The following is a 16,350-nucleotide window of genomic DNA, read 5'->3' as shown; positions in this document are numbered from 1 at the left end:
CCGGCACCGGCAGGCGGCCGTTCCCCCGGAACCACGCGGACATGGGTGCGGCGCACCACGGCGGTCGGGCCGTGGTGCGCCGCGGTCAGGACGCCGGCGGCTGCCCCGGGTTCAGTGGGTGGCCGCCGGCGCGTCAGTGGCGGCTGTCGCGGTGCTTACGGCCGTCGCGGTACTGGCCGCCGTCACGGTGCTGCCCGCTCTCGCGGTACTGACCGCCGTCACGGTGGTGCCCCCAGGACTTGGAGTCGGCCTTGTGGCCCTGCGCGTCCCGCAGGGTCGCCGTGTCGCTGCTGTCCCAGACGTAGTGGCGGAGGTCCTGGTAGACGTCGGTGCGGGTGTCGCGGCCGAAGCCGGTGTGCACACGCACCGAGGCGCGGCCGGGCAGGCGCAGGTCGAACCGGTACGTGCGGCGGCTCTCGTCACGCAGGGTCCAGCCACGCAGGTTGACCGAGTGGCGGCTCTTGTTGGTGACGGTGACCCACTCGCCGTTCAGGCTCCGGTTCGAACCGTTGTCACGGCCGGGGCTGTTGTACTGGATCTTGCCCAGGACGACGGCGGAGCGAGGAGCGTGACCCCGGCCGTAACCGTGGTCGTGGCCGCGGCCGTCCGCGGCCGCCGGGAGGGCGGCGGCGGCGACCAGCGCGCCGGAAGCGAGTACGGCGGCGGTGATCCGTCGTGCGGAACGGGGCATGAAGACCCCTCAAGTGCGGGCCCGGACCGTGTGGTTCGGGCGTTGTTCGGACCCGGGGTAGTGCCGGGAAGGCATACTTTGACCCGGTTGCCCGGTGTCCGGATACCGCCCCCGATGCGTGTTACAGAATGCAGACATTTCCGTCACACGCGGTTGTACGCGACATCCAGTGAAACCTCCGGGTACCTGTCAATCACTGGCGCTTGCACCCACCCGCACGGCAGCGGGCAGACGGATACCGGCGCACCGCGCCGCGCCTACCACACGTCTTTCCGGACCCGGCCCGCCCGCTCCTGAATCCGTAACAACGGCAGCCCCCACGGATCTGAACGTCCGTTCCGTTACCCCCGGAAAGCGGCACGGAAGTTCCCTCGAACTCCGGCCGAATGCAGTGATTGCGCCGCGCGGCCCGGAGTGGTTGAGTGGAACTCAAAGGTATGAATCGAGGTTCAGAACATCATGGCCTACCGATCCACCGCACGCACCGAGGCCACGCGGCTCGCCCACCGGGAGCGGCTGCTGGCCGCCGCGCGGGAACTGCTCGCCGAAGGCGGCTACGCCTCGGCGAGCATCGCCGCGCTCGCCGACCGCGCCGGGGTCGCCACCGGCAGCGTCTACAACCACTTCGCCTCCAAGCAGGAGCTCCTGGCCGCGGTTTTCCGCCATGTCGCCGGCCATGAACTCCATGCGGTACGAGAGGCGGTGCAGGCGGAAAGCGGTGCGGCGCGGCAGGTGCGGGTGCTGGTCGAGGTCTTCTCCCACCGTGCGCTGCGCAGTCCGCGTACGGCGTGGGCGCTGCTGGCCGAGCCGGTCGATCCGCTCGTCGAGCAGGAGCGGCTGACCTATCGGCAGGGCTACCACGCGCTTGCCGAGTCGGCCGTCGCGGCGGGCGTGGCATCGGGCGAACTGCCTGCCCAGAACCCCCGGCTGTCGGCCGCGGCCGTGATCGGGGCGGTCGGCGAGGCGCTGCTCGGCCCGCTCTCCCCCGTCGGTGAACGCACCGACCCCGGCCCGGTCGTGGACGCGATCACGGCGCTGTGCCTCCGAGCGGTCGGGGCCCCCGCCGGCTGACCCGGCCGTCCCTCGTCCCGTCCGCTCCACGTCCCGAACCCCAGACAGGAGTCCCACCATGACCGCCTCCGCGCCACCGGCAGGCCCGCGATCCGGGTCCATCGCCCCACACCGCACGCACGAGGTCACCAATCAGGCGCCGCCCCGCTCCGGCCTCGACGAGTACGGCACCAACCCACCCCTGACCGAGGCCGTCGACGCGTTCGGGGCGGGGTGGCACCGGCAGGAGCTGCACGGAATCGGCCGGCTGGTCGGCTCGGAGCCGTTCCAGCGCGACACGGAGCTCGCACACACCTCCCCGCCCGTCCTGCGCACCCACGACCGGTACGGCAACCGGGTCGACGAGATCGACTTCCATCCCGCCTACCACGAGATCATCGGTGCGGCTGTGCGGCACGGCGCGCACACGGCGGGCTGGGCCGACCCCAAGCCCGGAGCCGCCGTCGCACGGGCGGCGACGTTCATGCTGTTCGCCCAGATCGAGCCGGGCCACGCCTGTCCGATGTCGATGTCCCATGCCGTGGTCCCGGTCCTGCAGCGCGATCCCGAGGTGGGCCGGGAGTGGCTGCCCGGTCTGCTGAGCCGTTCCTACGACGCACGGCCGATCGCCCCGGCCGGCAAGTCCGGCCTCACCTTCGGTATGGGGATGACGGAGAAGCAGGGCGGGTCCGACGTCCGCGCCAACACCACCCGGGCCGTCCCGGTGGCCTCCGGCACGGACGGCCGGGCCCATCTGCTGACCGGCCACAAGTGGTTCTTCTCCGCCCCGCAGTCGGACGCCTTCCTCGTCCTGGCCCAGGCGGAGGCGGGCCTCACCTGTTTCCTGGTGCCCCGGATGCTGCCCGACGGGACCCGCAACACCGTCCGGATCCAGCGGCTGAAGAACAAGCTCGGCAACAAGTCGAACGCGTCCGGCGAGGTCGAGTTCGACAGCACCTGGGCCGTGCGGGTCGGCGAGCCCGGCCGGGGCGTTCCCACCATCATCGAGATGGTCAACCACACCCGTCTGGACTGTGTGCTGGGCACCACGGCGGGCATGCGCCAGTCGGTGTCCGAGGCGATCTGGCACGCACACCACCGCAGCGCCTTCGGCGCGCGGCTGGCCGACCAGCCGGCGATGACCTCGGTCCTCGCGGACCTCGCGCTGGAGACGGAGGCCGCGACCTGGACGTCGATGCGGCTGGCCCACGCGTACGAGGCGGACAGCGGCGAGCAGGAGGTGATGTTCCGGCGGCTTGCCACCGCGGTGTCGAAGTACTGGATCTGCAAGCGGGGCCCGCACCACGCCTACGAGGCGCTGGAGTGCCTGGGAGGGAACGGCTACACGGAGGACTGGCCGCTGGCACGCCGCTACCGCGAGCAGCCGGTGATGGCCGTGTGGGAGGGCTCGGGCAATGTCATCGCCCTCGACGTACTGCGCGGGATCGCCCGGACCCCGCGGTCCCTGGAGGCCTTCTGGGCCGAACTGGACGGTACGTCCGGGGTCAGCGCCGTACTCGACACGCATATCGGCCGGGTGCGGCGGGAGCTCGCCGAGGACCTGCGCGACCCGGTCGCCGCGCAGACCCGGGCGCGGGCCTCGGTCGAGGGGATGGCACTGGCGCTGCAGGCCTCGCTGATGCTGCGCCACGCCCCGGCACCGATGGCCGAGGCGTTCATCGGGGCCCGGCTCGGTGAGGGCCGGGGCCACCAGTACGGGATCCTGCCGAGGGGCACGGACGCGGCGGCGGTCGTCGCCCGGCACTTCGGCGAGGCCTGAGACCGGGCCGGGGCGCCGGAACGGGCGACCGCCACCTCTGGGGCCGGCTCGTCCGTCACGGCCCGGCCGCGCGGGCGGGCGGGTCCGGGGCCCCGGCCGGGCGCCTCCCGGACCAGCCGAGCAGGACCACCGAGCAGACGGCGGCGAACGCACACCAGGTGGAGATGAACTCCAGGCGCCACAGGGCGGCGCAGACGGCCGCTCCGCCGGCGACAAGCACGCCGAGCCGGACCAGCGTCCGGTCGCCGGACAGCAGCAGCGAGCCGACGGTGGCGAGGAGGTAGCCCGCCACGAGCAGTTCCGTCTGCGGCAGATCGACGACGTACCCGAGGGTGTGGCCGCGGATCTGTGCCGTCACGGGCCGGGTCGCCAGGCTGTACGCGAGAACGGCAGAGACCGACGCACCCGCCGCCAGGGGCACCACGAGCCGGGGCCGGGCCTTCGGCGGGGCGGCGCACAGCACGCCCACCGGCACCCACAACGCGAGGAGCGGCAGTGCGATGACCGCCCACGCCACGGTCGCCGGTCCGCTTCCGCCCTCCGCCCGCCAGACCACGGACTCGATGATCTGATGCGCCCCCAGGAGCAGCGGCAGCGCGGCGAGCGGAAGGTCCCGGGCCCGGCGGGCGCGCACCACACAGGCGGCGCCGACGGCCGCGATCGCCGTACCCGCGACGAGATCGGCGGTCGCGCTCCAGCACATCACGCCAGCCCAGGGGTTTCTCGCTGAGCGGCGGCCGGTCTCCGCCGCGGGCAGGACCAAGGAGCGGCAAAGCCGCTCCGGCGGAAGCCGGACCGGCTCAGGCCGTCCCGTCCGACCAGGCGTACGGCGGCGGTACGGGCCCGTCCCCGGGCCCCGCGCCGGCCTGGCCGAGCTCGCGGTCGGCCACACTCATCAGCTGACCCGCGACATCGCGCATCGCGCGGCTCGCCGCCAGTTCGTCACCGATGGTGGGCACGTCCGGGTCCTGCGGGCTGCACCGGGCGACGCCGTGCCCGGTGAGTTTCGCCGTACCGGTGTCCAGCACCGCCTCCGCCTTCGTCGTCCCGCCGTCCTCCGACAGATCGACATGGACCGTCCACTCCATCGTGCGGTTCATCGCATACCTCCCTGCCCGCGCCGGCAGGCAAGCGCCCGCCGCCCCACAGGTCCGTTCCCAGCATCCACCCAAGCGGCCCCGCACGCCCGTCCGGGCTCGGCCTGCGCGGATCCCCGGACCGAAATAGGATGCAGGGAACATGCCCGCAGCAGCCGGGCCGGGCCCATGCCCTCCGGGTCGCCGGCGTCGGCCTCCCGGACCGACGCGCCACGACGGAACCCGTGGCGCGGATGGCCACCAACTGCCCTGCGGAGCGGCCCATGAACCGGCGTCGTCCTCCCCGCCCGGCCAGCGCCGAGGAACTGCTCACCACCCTCCAGCGGCTCACTTCGCGGGCACGCCGGGAGGTGGAGCTGCATCAGGCGCGGGTGGAACTGGCCGAGGCACTGCAGAGCGAGATGCTCCCCGCCGCCCTGCCCCGCCTGCCCGGTCTGCAGACCGCCGCACGGTACACCCCCGCGCGAAACGGCCTGGACATCGGCGGCGACTGGTACGACGGGTTTACGCTGCCGGACGGATCGCTGGCGTTCGCCATCGGGGACGTGCAGGGACACGACGTCGAGGCGGCGGCCTTCATGGGCCAGATCCGGATCGCGATGCGTGCGCTGGCCGTCACGGCAGCCGATCCGGGAGAGGTGGTGGGCCGGACCAATGACCTGCTGCTGTCCGTGGACTCCGGGCTGCTGGCCACCTGCACCTTCGTCCGGATCGATCCGCGGACCCGTGAGCTCCAGAGTGCTCGCGCCGGGCATGTGGGTGCGGTCTGGGCCACCGTCGACGGCAGGGCGGGCGTCACCGAGGACGAGGGCGGTCTGCCACTGGGGATCCAGAGCGGCGAGGTGTACCCGGTCACCACCCGGCGCCTCACGACCGACGGGGCCCTCGTCCTGCTCACCGACGGTGTGATCGAAGGGCCGTCGTACCCCATCGACGAGGGGCTGGACGCCGTGGTGCGGCTGATGCGCTCGCACGCGGGCGACAGCGCCGACGAGCTGGCCGACGCGATCCTGGGGGCGGCGGAGCGTACCGGGCACGAGGACGATGCCGCCGTGCTGGTCCTGCGCTACGAGGCGTTTCCCGCCGCCCCCTGACGCGGCCGGGGAGACCGGCGCGTGTCACACAGGCGCCTCCGCTCACGGCCGGTGTCTGATGAGAACCGTGATCCGCAGCGAGAAGAACCGGCGCAGGGCCATGGCCGCACTGCGCGTCCTGGCTGTGGCCGGCGCCTACTGCGCCGCCGCCGACCTGGGACTGCTCCGGAAGGTGACCGTCCACGGGGCGGTGATCACTCCGCTGTGGCCACCGACCGGAATCGCGGTGGGCGCCCTGCTCTACCTGGGGCTGCGCGTCTGGCCGGGGATCGCGCTCGGCTCCCTGCTCGTCATCGTCGCTCTCAGCGGATCGGTGTCGGCGTCCACCGCCCTCGTCGTGGCGGGCAACACGCTCGCACCCGTCTGCGCCTGCCTGCTGCTGCGCGCGGCCGGCTTCCGGACCGAACTGGACCGGCTGCGCGACGGAGTCGTCCTGGTCTTCCTGGGCGCGATGGCCGGCATGGTGCTCAGCGCGACCACGGGAGCCGGTGTCATGCTGCTCAACGGAAAACTGCCCGCGAGCGCGTTCTGGCCGGTCTGGGCAGCGTGGTGGTCCGGCGATGTCATGGGCGTCCTCGTGGTCACCCCGCTGCTGCTCGTCCTGCGCAGGCTGCGGATGCCCCGGCTCACCGACCGGTGGGCGGAGGCGGGGGCCCTGCTGGTCGTCGCGGTGGCGGGATCGCTGCTGGCCACCCGCAGCTCGCTGTCCATGCTCTACCTGGTGTTCCCGATCCTGATCTGGGCGGCGCTGCGCTTCCAGCTCGCGGGCAGCGCGCCCTGCGCCCTGCTGATGTCCGTCCTGGCGATCGTCGCCGGGACGGACCAGGTGGGTCCCTTCGCGGACCTCACCATGCTCGAAGTGATGGTCAGCCTCACGGTCCTGAACGGGGCCGTCGCGCTGACCGCGCTCCTGCTGGCCGCCCTCGTCGCCGAGCAGCAGAACGTCCGGCACCGGATCGAGCGTGCCTGCGAGGAACTGGCCGACCTGGTCGACCAGCTCGCCCCGGGCCGGTCGGCGGCAGCCTGGCCGTCCCGGCCGACTGACGAGCGCGAGATCCGCTGACCGGGCCGGGGCGCGCAGCCGGAGCCCCTGCCCGCACACGTACCCGTGGCCCGTCCCCTGCCCGGGGTCCCTGGGTCACCGGGGGAAGTGCCGGTCCAGGAAGTCGTTGCGGAAGGTGCCCGCCGGGTCGTAGCGCTCCATCAGCTTCTCGAAGTCCTGGTACCGCGCGTACAGCGTGCGCAGGACGCCGGGGTCGGTGCCGAAGACCTTGCCCCAGTGCGGGCGGGCGCCGAACGGCGCCAGCGCCTCCTCGATCTCCGCGAGCACCGGCGCGACGGCCGCGCCGTCGGGGACCCAGGTGAAGTGGAAGGCCACCGAGTCCCGGCCGGACGCGGGACTCAGCCACAGGTCGTCGCCCGCCACGGAACGGATCTCCGAGATCTGGAGCAGCGGGGTGATCCGGTCCCGGAGCCGGCCCACGGCCTCGTACGCGGCAGCGGCGTCCTCCCGTGCCACGAAGTACTCGGACTGCAGCTCGTCGCCGTTGCTGGGAGTGAACTCCAGCCGGAAGTGCGGCAGCCTCCGGTGCCAGGCCCCGGGGACGCCCTCCTGACGGGTGCAGTTCCCGGCCGGCACCCCGGGGATGGGATGGCGCGGCCCGTCGGCGAGCCGGGCACCGAGCCATTCGGCAGGCGCCTGCCGAGGGTCCCCTTCCGCCACCCGCTGCTTGAGCCACACCTGGCCGACCGGTCCCGGCCGCCAGTCGGTGAAGACGCTGACGCTGTACGCGGCCGACATCACCTCGTCGAATCCGCCGGTCAGCGTCGCCTCGGGCAGCTCCTCGTAGACCCACTGCCGCACATCGAAGGCGGGCACCAGGTCGAGCGTCAGCCGGGTCACCACACCGAGGGCGCCCATGGAAACCACCGCGCCGGGGAAGTCCGCGTCACCGCGCCGCAGGGTGACCGTCCCGCCGTCCGCCGTCACCATGTCCAGGGACCGGACGGCCCCCGCGAGGGAACGGTTCCCGACGCCGGATCCATGCGTTCCGGTCGCACAGGCACCGGCCACCGAGATATGCGGCAGCGAGCCCAGGTTGTGCAGCGCGAAGCCGCTCTCGTGCAGCTCACCGGCGAACTCGCCGAAGCGCAGCCCGGCACTGACCGTGACGGTCCGCGCCGCCCGGTCGATCTCGACGAGCCGGGGAAGTCCGGCCACCGAGACGAGATCCCCCGCGGTGTCGGCGACCGTGTTGAACGAGTGCCGGGTGCCCAGGGCACGCACCGTGGTGGCCGCGGCGACCGTATCCCGCAGTTCGGCCTCGGTGCGGGGCATGCACAGCCGCCTCGCGCCGAAGGTGATGTTGCCGGCCCAGTTCGTCTCCGCGGGAGTCACCGTGCGTTCCTCTTTCGCTCATGGCCAGGCGCTGTCCCCGGCACCTCATTCTCCCAGACAGCGGCAGGACCGACGGAGGCGAGCAGGCCGAAACGACCAACCCTGTTGCCAGGAAACGTAGTTCACTGGTGAGGTACATATCCGCACTCCATCCGATTCCGGAAGGACCCAAATACGAACAGCCGACCACAGAACCTGAGATCCCGTACGGAACGGGATGAGTCCCGGGTCATGCCGTATGTCTGAACTTCACTGGAACTCCAGCGAAATGACACGTGTGTGGATATCGTGCACCGGGCGAGAACGCATCCGTCAGTCCACAGGATCGGCGGATGCGTCCCGTTTATGGAGATGCGACTGTGACTGGGGGGTTCATGGGGCATGTCGAGCTACCCGAATCCGAAATATCAGGACCCGTGGGACTGGCGGGGGCGCCTCGTCCACGGACTGCTTCGCACCGGCCCCGCCGCCAGGAGTTCGACCGGCTGCGGCAGGGCCCGACCGTACAGCGCGACCGTTCCGCCCGGCCGGGGCCGAAAGGCGGACCTGGCCGGTATCTGCCGCTCGCCCTCGGCATCGACCTCTTCGGCCTGGGGATTCCCGCCTGGCTCGTCCTGCGCACCGACGGAGAGCCCATGGCCCTGGCCGGCGCGGCGGCGGCCGCGACGGTGTGGGCCGGCGTACGGGCCGCGCGCGGCCGGTACACGGCACCGGGTACGGGCCGGCCGCCGGGTGTGCTGACCACCGCCGGTGACTGGCTGCTGCTCATCGGGCTGATGGCGGTGCTCTGGACCGCGGCCGACAGCACCATCGACCCGGCGACGGCCGTCGTGGCCCTGGTCCCGGGCCTGCCGGCGACGGCGGTGGCCTCGGGGGCGAGGCGGCTGCCCTGGCCCGGGAGGCGCCGGACCGTCCGCCGCGTGCTGGTGGTCGGCGAGGCCGCGGGGGTGGACCGGGCGGTACGGCTGCTCGCCTCCCGGGCGGATCACAGCTACCTCGTGGTGGCCGTCGTGCCGGTCGGGACGACCGCTCTGAGCTGCGAGGCCCCGGTGCCGGGGCGGCTCGCGCCGGAGCCCGCCGACGACGACGCCTCGACGGTACTGGGTGCGGCCTTCGCCCATGAGGCGGACCTGGCGCTGGTCGTGCCGGGCCAGCGGCTGGCCGAGGAGCGGTTACGGCTGCTGTCCTGGGGGCTGCACGACGGCGGGCTCGACCTTTCCGTGCTCTCACATCTCTCGGAGATCGCCGAGAGCAGGGTGCGCCTCTCGTCGGCGGCCGGGCTCACTCTGCTCCACATAGTGCCGCCGCTGCGGCGCGGCCCGCAGCAGGCGCTCAAGGCCGCGGTCGACCGCACCGGCGCGGCACTCGGGCTGATCGCGCTGGCGCCCCTGCTGCTGATGGTCGCGGCAGCCGTCCGGCTCACCTCGGCCGGTCCGGTCTTCCACCGGCAGACCCGTCAGGGGCGGCACAACCGGCCGTTCACCATGTGGAAGTTCCGCTCGATGGTGGTGGACGCCGAGAGGCACAAGGCACAGCTGGTGACGTCGAACGAGAACGACGGCCCGATGTTCAAGATGCGCCGGGATCCCCGGGTGACCCGCATCGGCCGGCTGCTGCGCCGCTCGTCCCTCGACGAGCTGCCCCAGCTCTTCAACGTACTGCGGGGTGACATGTCCCTGGTCGGTCCACGCCCGCCGTTGCCGGAGGAGGTGTCCCGTTACGACGAGCACGAGCTGAGGCGGCTCGCGGTCAGGCCGGGTCTGACCGGCCTCTGGCAGGTCAGCGGCCGGTCAGACCTCTCCTGGGAGGAGACCGTCTCACTGGATCTGTGGTACGTCGACAACTGGTCGGTGGCCACGGACATGGGGCTCATGGCCCGAACGCTGCGCGCCGTCACCGACGGCCGCGGGGCGTACTGAGGGCGGGCGGGGCGGATGAGGGGAACGAGAGCGGGCCGGGTGGCGGGGTGCGAAACCGTGTCCGTCCACCCGGCCCGGGGATCCGGCGCCGGGCGCGGCTCAGACCTGGGCGCCCTGCCGTTCCAGCCACCACGCGTAGGTCCGCGCTATTCCGTCGCGCAGGGAGATCTGTGGCTCGAAACCGAGGGAGGACAGCCGGGACACGTCCAGGAGCTTGCGCGGGGTGCCGTCCGGCTTGCCCGTGTCCCAGTCGATTCTTCCCTGATAGGACGTCACATCGGCGATGACAGAAGCGAGTTCACTGATCGCGAGGTCCTGGCCGAAACCGACGTTGACGGGTGCGTCGCCGTCGTACCGCTCCAGCAGCACGACGCAGGCGGCGGCCGCGTCGTCGACGTGCAGGAACTCGCGGCGAGGGCTTCCGGAGCCCCAGAGGGTGACAGCCGGGGCGCCGCTCTGCCGCGCCTCGTGGAAGCGGCGGATCAGCGCGGGAAGCACATGCGAGGTCTCCAGGTCGAAGTTGTCGCCCGGTCCGTAGAGATTGGTGGGCATGGCGCTGATGTACGAGGCGCCGTACTGGCGGCGGTAGGACTGCGTCTGCACGATTCCGGCGATCTTCGCGAGGGCGTAGGCCTCGTTGGTCGGCTCCAGCGGGCCGGTGAGCAGCGCGGTTTCGGGGATGGGCTGCGGGGCCAGTGCGGGGTAGATGCAGGACGAGCCGAGGAAGAGCAGCCGCTCGACCCCGGCGGCGTGCGCACCGGCGATCACGCTCAGCTGAATGCGCAGGTTGTCCTCGATGAACTGCACGGGATACGTGCTGTTCGCCATGATGCCGCCGACCTTGGCGGCGGCCAGCACCACGGCGTCGGGACGCGTCTCGCGCAGGAAGGCGCCGGTGCGCCCGGCGTCGCGCAGATCGAGGCGGTCGCGTCCTCGGGTGATCGCTTCATGGCCGTCCGCGGCGAGGCGGCGCACCAGCGCCGAGCCCACCAGACCGCGGTGGCCGGCGACGAACACCCGGGCGCCGGGGCGTAGCAGGGACGGGACGGATTCCTGGGGAGGGCCGGGGAGATCAGTCGTCATGGCTCGGATTGTGCCAGCAGGTTTATGGCGCGGTGACGTTTTGCCGCAGATCGCTCAAACTCTGAAATTTCGGTTTTCCCGACCGCCTCTCAGGCGACCACAGAAGGGGTAGACGTGGCGAAGACCGCGCTCATCACCGGCGTGACCGGCCAGGACGGTTCCTACCTGTCCGAGCTGCTGCTCCAGAAGGGATACACGGTCCACGGCCTCATACGCCGCTCGTCGAGTTTCAACACCGAGCGGATCGACCACATCTACCAGGGCCCGGAGGAGGAGAACCGGTCGTTCGTGCTGCACCACGCCGATCTCGCCGACGGGGTCGCGCTGGTGAACCTGCTGCGTGACATCCGGCCCGACGAGGTCTACAACCTCGGCGCCCAGTCGCACGTCCGGGTCTCCTTCGACGCCCCGCTGTACACGGGTGACATCACCGGGCTCGGCACGATCAGGCTCCTCGAAGCCGTGCGCGCCAGCGGGATCGACACCCGTGTGTACCAGGCGTCCTCGTCGGAGATGTTCGGCGCCAGCCCGCCGCCGCAGAACGAGCGGACCCCCTTCCACCCGCGCAGCCCGTACAGCGTCGCCAAGGTCTACTCGTACTGGGCCACGGTCAACTACCGTGAGGCGTACGGGATGTTCGCAGTCAACGGGATCCTGTTCAACCATGAGTCGCCGCGTCGAGGGGAAACCTTCGTGACCCGGAAGATCACCCGTGGAGTGGCCCGGATCAAGGCGGGGCTGCAGACGCATCTGCATCTGGGGAACCTGGACGCGGTACGGGACTGGGGGTACGCCCCCGAGTACGTCGACGCGATGTGGCGGATGCTCCAGTGCGACACCCCGGACGACTACGTGGTGGCGACCGGCGAGGGGGTCAGCGTCCGGCAGTTCCTGGAGTACGCCTTCGAGCACGCGGGCCTCGACTGGCGCGAGCACGTCCGCCACGACGCGAAGTACGAGCGCCCCAGTGAGGTCGACGCGCTGATCGGGGACGCGTCCAAGGCCGCGGAACTGCTGGGCTGGAAGCCCGCCGTACGGTCGCGGGAGCTGGCCCGGATCATGGTCGACGCCGATGTCCGGCAGCTGACCGACCAGCTCACCGGCGCCGCGGTCCGGGTGGACCGATGAGCGCCGCGGGACGTCTCCTGCGCGGACGCCGCGGTGTATTCGCCGCCGCACCCGCCCTCGCGGCCGGGGTCCTCACCGCCTCGGCGGTCACCTGCAACACCCGGCCGCCGCTCGGCGCGACGCCGCCGGGGACCATTTCCGGCGCGTTCGGCTCCACCGACCACTCGGTGGAGCCGAACGCGCCGGCGCTGGGCGGGGCCCCGGGCTCCGCCTACTCACTCGCCCTGACCGGCGGCGGGAGCGACAGTCTCCGCAACTGGTCGAGCGAGGTCGCAACCGCGGCCCACCGGCCGCAGCTCGTTCTCACCTTCGGAGCTGAATGATGAACGAAAGTACGGGACGCAGGCCCCGCGCACGCGGCCGGACACGTGCCTCGGCCGCCGCGCTCTGCCTGCTCGCCGGGGCCCTGAGCACGGCCGCTGCCGGGGGCTCCCCGGCAGCCGCCCTCACCCCGCCGGTATCACTCACCGCGGACGACCTGTCCACCTGGCAGACCAACGGCATCGTCTGGTCGATGGCCGCGTCGTCCGACGGAGTGGTCTACGCGGGCGGCACCTTCTCCACCGTACGGCCACCCGACGCGGCTGCCGGGACCTCCGAGCAGCCGGCGGTGAACTTCGCCGCGTTCGACGCCGCGAGCGGGGCGCCGACCGGCTGCTCCCTGTCGTTCACGCTCTCCTCCGGAACGGCGACCGTGCGGTCCCTCGCGCTGTCCCCGGACGGGGGCACGCTGTACGCGGGCGGCCAGTTCGGGGCGGTGAACGGGGTCGGGGTCAGCAACATCGCGGCCATCGACACGGCCACCTGCACCCCGCGGGAGAACTTCAAGGTCGCCGTCTCGGCGACCGTCCGGGCACTCGCCGTCACCGACGACACGGTGTATCTCGGCGGTGACTTCAACAGCGTCGCCGGACAGACCCGTAACAAGTTCGCCGCGGTGACGACCGCGGCCAAGCTCAAGCCGTTCACCGCGAACACGGACGAGGTCGGCCGGGCCCTGGAGGTCACGCCCGACGGCTCGCACGTGGTGATCGGCGGTGACTTCTTCACCGTCAACGGGACGAACTCGCACGCGCTGGCCGTGGTGGACGCCACCACCGGAGCCCTGGCCAAGAGCTATCCGGGGTTCATCCCGAACGCCTCGACGGTGCAGGACCTCACCTCCGACGCCACCCAGTTCTACACCGCCAACGAGGGCACCGGCGGCGGTGTCTTCGACGGCCGGATCGCACTCGATCTCGGGACCTTCAACCAGGTCTGGCGCGACACCTGCCTCGGCGCCACACAGGCGCTGCTGGTACACAACGGCGTGCTGTACAGCGGCAGTCACGCCCATGACTGCGCCTCCATGGGCGGGTTCCCCGAACAGCCGCGCAAGCACCTGCTGGCACAGGCCGTCGACAACCCGAAACTGCTGCCGTGGTTCCCTGACACCAATGACGGCATCGGCGAGCCGGTCGGCCCGAGAGTCATGGCTCAGACGGACAAGGGCGGGCACCACTACCTGTGGGTGGGAGGCGAGTTCACCATGGTCAACGGCGCCGCGCAGCAGGGGCTGACGCGGTTCGCCGACGGCCCGGACACGGGGGCGCCCTGGGTACCCAACGTCTCCACCTACACCGGCAGGCCGGGCCAGGTGGACGTGAACTGGCAGACCAGCTTCGACACCGACGACGGGGAGCTGACCTACCGGATCTACAAGGACGGCGGGAGCACTCCCGTACACACGGTCACCGCCTCCTCGCTGTTCTGGGACCGTCCGCAGCTGAGGTGGACGGACCCGGACGTGGCACCCGGCGAGACGCACACGTACCGGATCAGTGCGAGCGACGGCATCAACACCAGTGCGAAGTCACCGGCGGTGACCGCTGTCGTGGCGTCGGCGGCAGAGGCGTACCCCGCCAGGGTGATCGCCGACGGCGCCACGCTGTACTGGCGCTACGACGAGTCCACGTCGACGTTCGCCGCAGACGCCTCCGGCAGTCTGGACAACGGCTTCCTGCGCAACGCGCCCTCCTACCGTCAGACCCCGGCCGCGATCGCCGGGCCGTCGACCGCCATCGGTTTCAACGGCACGGACGAGTACGCCTACAGCAACAGGCGGCACGCCCATCCGGCCACGTTCTCGGCGGAGACGTGGTTCAGGACGACGACCACGAAGGGAGGGAGGATCATCGGCTTCGGCAATGTGACCATGGAGAACAGCGGGCAGTTCGACAAGCACGTGTACATGCGCAACGACGGGCGGCTGACGTTCGGGGTCCGCAGCGGTGGCATCCGGACGGTGGCCACAACCGCCGCGTACAACGACGGGGCCTGGCACCATATGGTCGCCACCCAGGGCTCCGGCGGCATGGCGCTGTACGTCGACGGGCAACTGCGGGCCTCCAGCGCTCTGTACACCGGCAGCGACAGCTACTCGGGTTACTGGCGGGTGGGCGGGGACAACCTGTCCGGCTGGCCGAACCGTCCGACGAGCAACTTCTTCGCCGGGCAGATCGACGAGACGGCGGTCTACCCGACCGCGCTGAGCGGCACGAAGATCGCCGCCCACTACGCGCTGAGGACGGGTGGATGAGGTATCCGTCCCTGGCCGGCGCCGCCGTCCTCCTCATGGCGGCGGCGCTGGCCGCCTGCGGCTCGTCATCGGGCGGGGACGAGAACGGGGCGGCCGGAGCCGGCCCTGCGGCGTCGTCGGGTCCGGTGGCGGGCCCGGCGGCCGGCGGGGAGAGCCCGGCGTCCACGGGGCCTCGCGCCTCCGCCTCCGCCTCCGCCTCCAGCGTCCCGCCCAAGGTCCCGAGCGACGAACTGACTCCGGCCACCGGCTCGTTCACGAAGAAGCAGAAGGAATACCTGGTCGACCGGGTACCCCGGGGCATGGACCCGGCGGCCGTCCTCCAGACCGGCCAGGAGACCTGTGACCGGCTGACCTATCTCGTCAAGGTGGACCGGGACACGGCCGTCGGCGCGATCGTCACGGGCGAGATCGCCGACGCCGAGCCCGCTGTCGCCCACCTGTGTGTCCAGCACCGGGATCTGGTGGAACGGGCGTCCGGGGGCTACGCCGACGGTACGCACGAGGGCAAGGCCCTGCGTCCGGGCCGCTATCGCGATGTCAGCCCCACCAAGAACTGCGGCTGGGAGGTGGCCGGCGCGAACGGCAAGGTCCTCGTGTCGGGTTCCTCCGGCGACGGGAAACGGTCCGCGATCACGATCCCGGCGGCGGCCCGCTCCTTCACCTCCACAGGCTGCTACGCCTGGCTGCCCGAGGGAGACAACGGATGAGCAAGCTGCCGATAGCCGTGGCGATCCCCACGAAGAACGAGGGGCTCAACATCGCCGAGGCGGTGAAGTCGGTCCTCGGCCACTTCGAGGCGGTCGTCGTCGTCGACTCGCACAGCACCGACGACACGGCGAAGATCGCCGCCGAGTGCGGGGCCGAGGTCGTCATGTACACCTGGGACGGCGGGCACCCCAGGAAGAAGCAGTGGTGCCTGGAACACGTCCGCACGGACCTGGACTGGATCCTGCTGCTCGACGGGGACGAGCGGCTGAGCCCGGGGCTCCTGGCGGAGCTGCGTCAGGTCTTCGCCGATCCGGCCGCACCCAGACCGGCGGCGTACGACATCCCGCTGGGGTACTGGTTCTCGGGAAAGCGGCTGCGGCACGGATACACCATCCGCAAGCGCTCGCTGACCGACCGTACCCGCAGCCGCTATCCGGAAGTGGGTGATCTCGCCGCGCCCGGCATCGGCGAGGTCGAGGGCCATTACCAGCCCGTCGCCGAGAGCGTGGGTGCGCTCCGCCATCCGATCGAGCACCAGGACCTGGACCCGGTGACCGCGTGGTTCGAGCGGCACAACCGGTACTCGGACTGGGAGGCGTGGCTGGAGCACCATCCCGAGGTCAAGGAACAGGTGCGCCGGGTCAAGTCCCGCCAGGGGCAGCTGTTCCACAAGGCGCCGTTCAAGCCGCTGGTGTCCTTCGCGTACATGTACGTGTACCGGCGGGGCTTCCTGGACGGGCGGGCAGGGCTCGACTTCGCACTGGCGATGAGTTTCTACCGGTGGCAGATCGCTCTCAAGTCCCGTGAGAGGAAGCCCGTCTGAG

At 71.5% G+C, this 16,350-nt stretch carries 15 protein-coding genes; 10 read left to right on the top strand and 5 right to left on the bottom strand.

The features are described from left to right. Positions 1 to 133 precede the first annotated feature (133 nt). Positions 134 to 691, bottom strand: a complete 558-nt coding sequence (locus tag ACZ4LX_RS09045) for a lamin tail domain-containing protein (RefSeq protein WP_467642553.1) — start codon at positions 689 to 691, stop codon at positions 134 to 136. A 459-nt stretch (positions 692 to 1,150) separates the two neighbouring features. Here ACZ4LX_RS09045 and ACZ4LX_RS09040 point away from each other — a divergent pair, with 459 nt between their 5' ends. Next, complete coding sequence (locus ACZ4LX_RS09040) at positions 1,151 to 1,762, top strand: TetR/AcrR family transcriptional regulator (RefSeq protein ID WP_467642551.1); 612 nt, start codon at positions 1,151 to 1,153, stop codon at positions 1,760 to 1,762. Positions 1,763 to 1,820: 58 nt separating this feature from the next. Continuing rightward, positions 1,821 to 3,521, top strand: coding sequence for an acyl-CoA dehydrogenase family protein (locus ACZ4LX_RS09035; RefSeq protein ID WP_467642549.1), 1,701 nt, complete (start codon positions 1,821 to 1,823; stop codon positions 3,519 to 3,521). Positions 3,522 to 3,576: 55 nt separating this feature from the next. On the opposite strand, the gene ACZ4LX_RS09030 is transcribed toward ACZ4LX_RS09035, so the two are convergent. Together ACZ4LX_RS09030 and ACZ4LX_RS09025 are read right to left on the bottom strand one after the other, a co-directional pair. Continuing rightward, a complete protein-coding gene (locus ACZ4LX_RS09030; protein ID WP_467642547.1) occupies positions 3,577 to 4,224 on the bottom strand; it encodes a DUF6629 family protein in 648 nt (215 codons plus the stop codon). Positions 4,225 to 4,321: 97 nt separating this feature from the next. Beyond that, complete coding sequence (locus ACZ4LX_RS09025) at positions 4,322 to 4,621, bottom strand: DUF1876 domain-containing protein (RefSeq protein ID WP_467642545.1); 300 nt, start codon at positions 4,619 to 4,621, stop codon at positions 4,322 to 4,324. 260 nt (positions 4,622 to 4,881) lie between these two features. On the opposite strand from ACZ4LX_RS09025, the gene ACZ4LX_RS09020 reads away from it, so the two are divergent. After that, positions 4,882 to 5,712: a PP2C family protein-serine/threonine phosphatase gene (locus ACZ4LX_RS09020; protein ID WP_467642543.1), complete on the top strand. Its 831-nt coding sequence runs from the start codon at positions 4,882 to 4,884 to the stop codon at positions 5,710 to 5,712. 67 nt (positions 5,713 to 5,779) lie between these two features. Further along, on the top strand, positions 5,780 to 6,775 hold the full coding sequence (locus tag ACZ4LX_RS09015) for an MASE1 domain-containing protein (RefSeq protein ID WP_467642541.1): 996 nt from the start codon (positions 5,780 to 5,782) through the stop codon (positions 6,773 to 6,775). 75 nt (positions 6,776 to 6,850) lie between these two features. Here ACZ4LX_RS09015 and ACZ4LX_RS09010 read toward each other — a convergent pair whose 3' ends face one another. Then, positions 6,851 to 8,110, bottom strand: a complete 1,260-nt coding sequence (locus ACZ4LX_RS09010; RefSeq protein ID WP_467642539.1) for an FAD-binding protein — start codon at positions 8,108 to 8,110, stop codon at positions 6,851 to 6,853. 416 nt (positions 8,111 to 8,526) lie between these two features. Here ACZ4LX_RS09010 and ACZ4LX_RS09005 point away from each other — a divergent pair, with 416 nt between their 5' ends. Further along, positions 8,527 to 10,029 (top strand): sugar transferase, encoded by a 1,503-nt coding sequence (locus ACZ4LX_RS09005; protein ID WP_467642537.1) that lies wholly within the window; start codon positions 8,527 to 8,529, stop codon positions 10,027 to 10,029. A 99-nt stretch (positions 10,030 to 10,128) separates the two neighbouring features. On the opposite strand, the gene ACZ4LX_RS09000 is transcribed toward ACZ4LX_RS09005, so the two are convergent. Then, on the bottom strand, positions 10,129 to 11,112 hold the full coding sequence (locus ACZ4LX_RS09000; RefSeq protein ID WP_467642535.1) for a GDP-L-fucose synthase family protein: 984 nt from the start codon (positions 11,110 to 11,112) through the stop codon (positions 10,129 to 10,131). Between the two features lie 114 nt (positions 11,113 to 11,226). Between ACZ4LX_RS09000 and gmd the strand changes: the two genes are divergently transcribed. From gmd to ACZ4LX_RS08975, 5 genes are read left to right on the top strand one after another with little or no spacing between them, the layout of a single operon-like run. Beyond that, positions 11,227 to 12,240 (top strand): GDP-mannose 4,6-dehydratase, encoded by a 1,014-nt coding sequence (gene gmd, locus ACZ4LX_RS08995; RefSeq protein WP_467642533.1) that lies wholly within the window; start codon positions 11,227 to 11,229, stop codon positions 12,238 to 12,240. Beyond that, positions 12,237 to 12,563 carry a hypothetical protein gene (locus ACZ4LX_RS08990; RefSeq protein WP_467642531.1) on the top strand — a complete coding sequence of 109 codons (327 nt, stop codon included), beginning with the start codon at positions 12,237 to 12,239 and terminating at the stop codon, positions 12,561 to 12,563. The genes gmd and ACZ4LX_RS08990 overlap by 4 nt, the downstream gene beginning before the upstream one ends. Continuing rightward, on the top strand, positions 12,560 to 14,818 hold the full coding sequence (locus ACZ4LX_RS08985) for a LamG-like jellyroll fold domain-containing protein (protein ID WP_467642529.1): 2,259 nt from the start codon (positions 12,560 to 12,562) through the stop codon (positions 14,816 to 14,818). Before ACZ4LX_RS08990 ends, ACZ4LX_RS08985 begins: the two co-directional genes overlap by 4 nt. Then, positions 14,815 to 15,525: a hypothetical protein gene (locus ACZ4LX_RS08980; protein ID WP_467642527.1), complete on the top strand. Its 711-nt coding sequence runs from the start codon at positions 14,815 to 14,817 to the stop codon at positions 15,523 to 15,525. The genes ACZ4LX_RS08985 and ACZ4LX_RS08980 overlap by 4 nt, the downstream gene beginning before the upstream one ends. Further along, positions 15,522 to 16,349 (top strand): glycosyltransferase family 2 protein, encoded by an 828-nt coding sequence (locus ACZ4LX_RS08975; protein ID WP_467642525.1) that lies wholly within the window; start codon positions 15,522 to 15,524, stop codon positions 16,347 to 16,349. Before ACZ4LX_RS08980 ends, ACZ4LX_RS08975 begins: the two co-directional genes overlap by 4 nt. Position 16,350: the final 1 nt, after the last annotated feature.

The organism is Streptomyces sp. NPDC026062 (assembly GCF_055568375.1).
Note: the sequence above shows the minus strand (reverse complement) of the source record. Positions and strands in the feature narration are given on the sequence as shown.

What these genes read in the sequence shown, in the direction of transcription:
- ACZ4LX_RS09030 (WP_467642547.1), bottom strand. Translation starts at nt 4,224, where the DNA reads ATGTGCTGGAGCGCGACCGCCGATCTCGTCGCGGGTACGGCGATCGCG.
- ACZ4LX_RS08980 (WP_467642527.1), top strand. Translation starts at nt 14,815, where the DNA reads ATGAGGTATCCGTCCCTGGCCGGCGCCGCCGTCCTCCTCATGGCGGCG.
- ACZ4LX_RS09035 (WP_467642549.1), top strand. Translation starts at nt 1,821, where the DNA reads ATGACCGCCTCCGCGCCACCGGCAGGCCCGCGATCCGGGTCCATCGCC.
- ACZ4LX_RS09025 (WP_467642545.1), bottom strand. Translation starts at nt 4,621, where the DNA reads ATGAACCGCACGATGGAGTGGACGGTCCATGTCGATCTGTCGGAGGAC.
- ACZ4LX_RS09000 (WP_467642535.1), bottom strand. Translation starts at nt 11,112, where the DNA reads ATGACGACTGATCTCCCCGGCCCTCCCCAGGAATCCGTCCCGTCCCTG.
- ACZ4LX_RS09020 (WP_467642543.1), top strand. Translation starts at nt 4,882, where the DNA reads ATGAACCGGCGTCGTCCTCCCCGCCCGGCCAGCGCCGAGGAACTGCTC.
- ACZ4LX_RS08990 (WP_467642531.1), top strand. Translation starts at nt 12,237, where the DNA reads ATGAGCGCCGCGGGACGTCTCCTGCGCGGACGCCGCGGTGTATTCGCC.
- ACZ4LX_RS08985 (WP_467642529.1), top strand. Translation starts at nt 12,560, where the DNA reads ATGATGAACGAAAGTACGGGACGCAGGCCCCGCGCACGCGGCCGGACA.
- ACZ4LX_RS08975 (WP_467642525.1), top strand. Translation starts at nt 15,522, where the DNA reads ATGAGCAAGCTGCCGATAGCCGTGGCGATCCCCACGAAGAACGAGGGG.
- ACZ4LX_RS09045 (WP_467642553.1), bottom strand. Translation starts at nt 691, where the DNA reads ATGCCCCGTTCCGCACGACGGATCACCGCCGCCGTACTCGCTTCCGGC.
- ACZ4LX_RS09040 (WP_467642551.1), top strand. Translation starts at nt 1,151, where the DNA reads ATGGCCTACCGATCCACCGCACGCACCGAGGCCACGCGGCTCGCCCAC.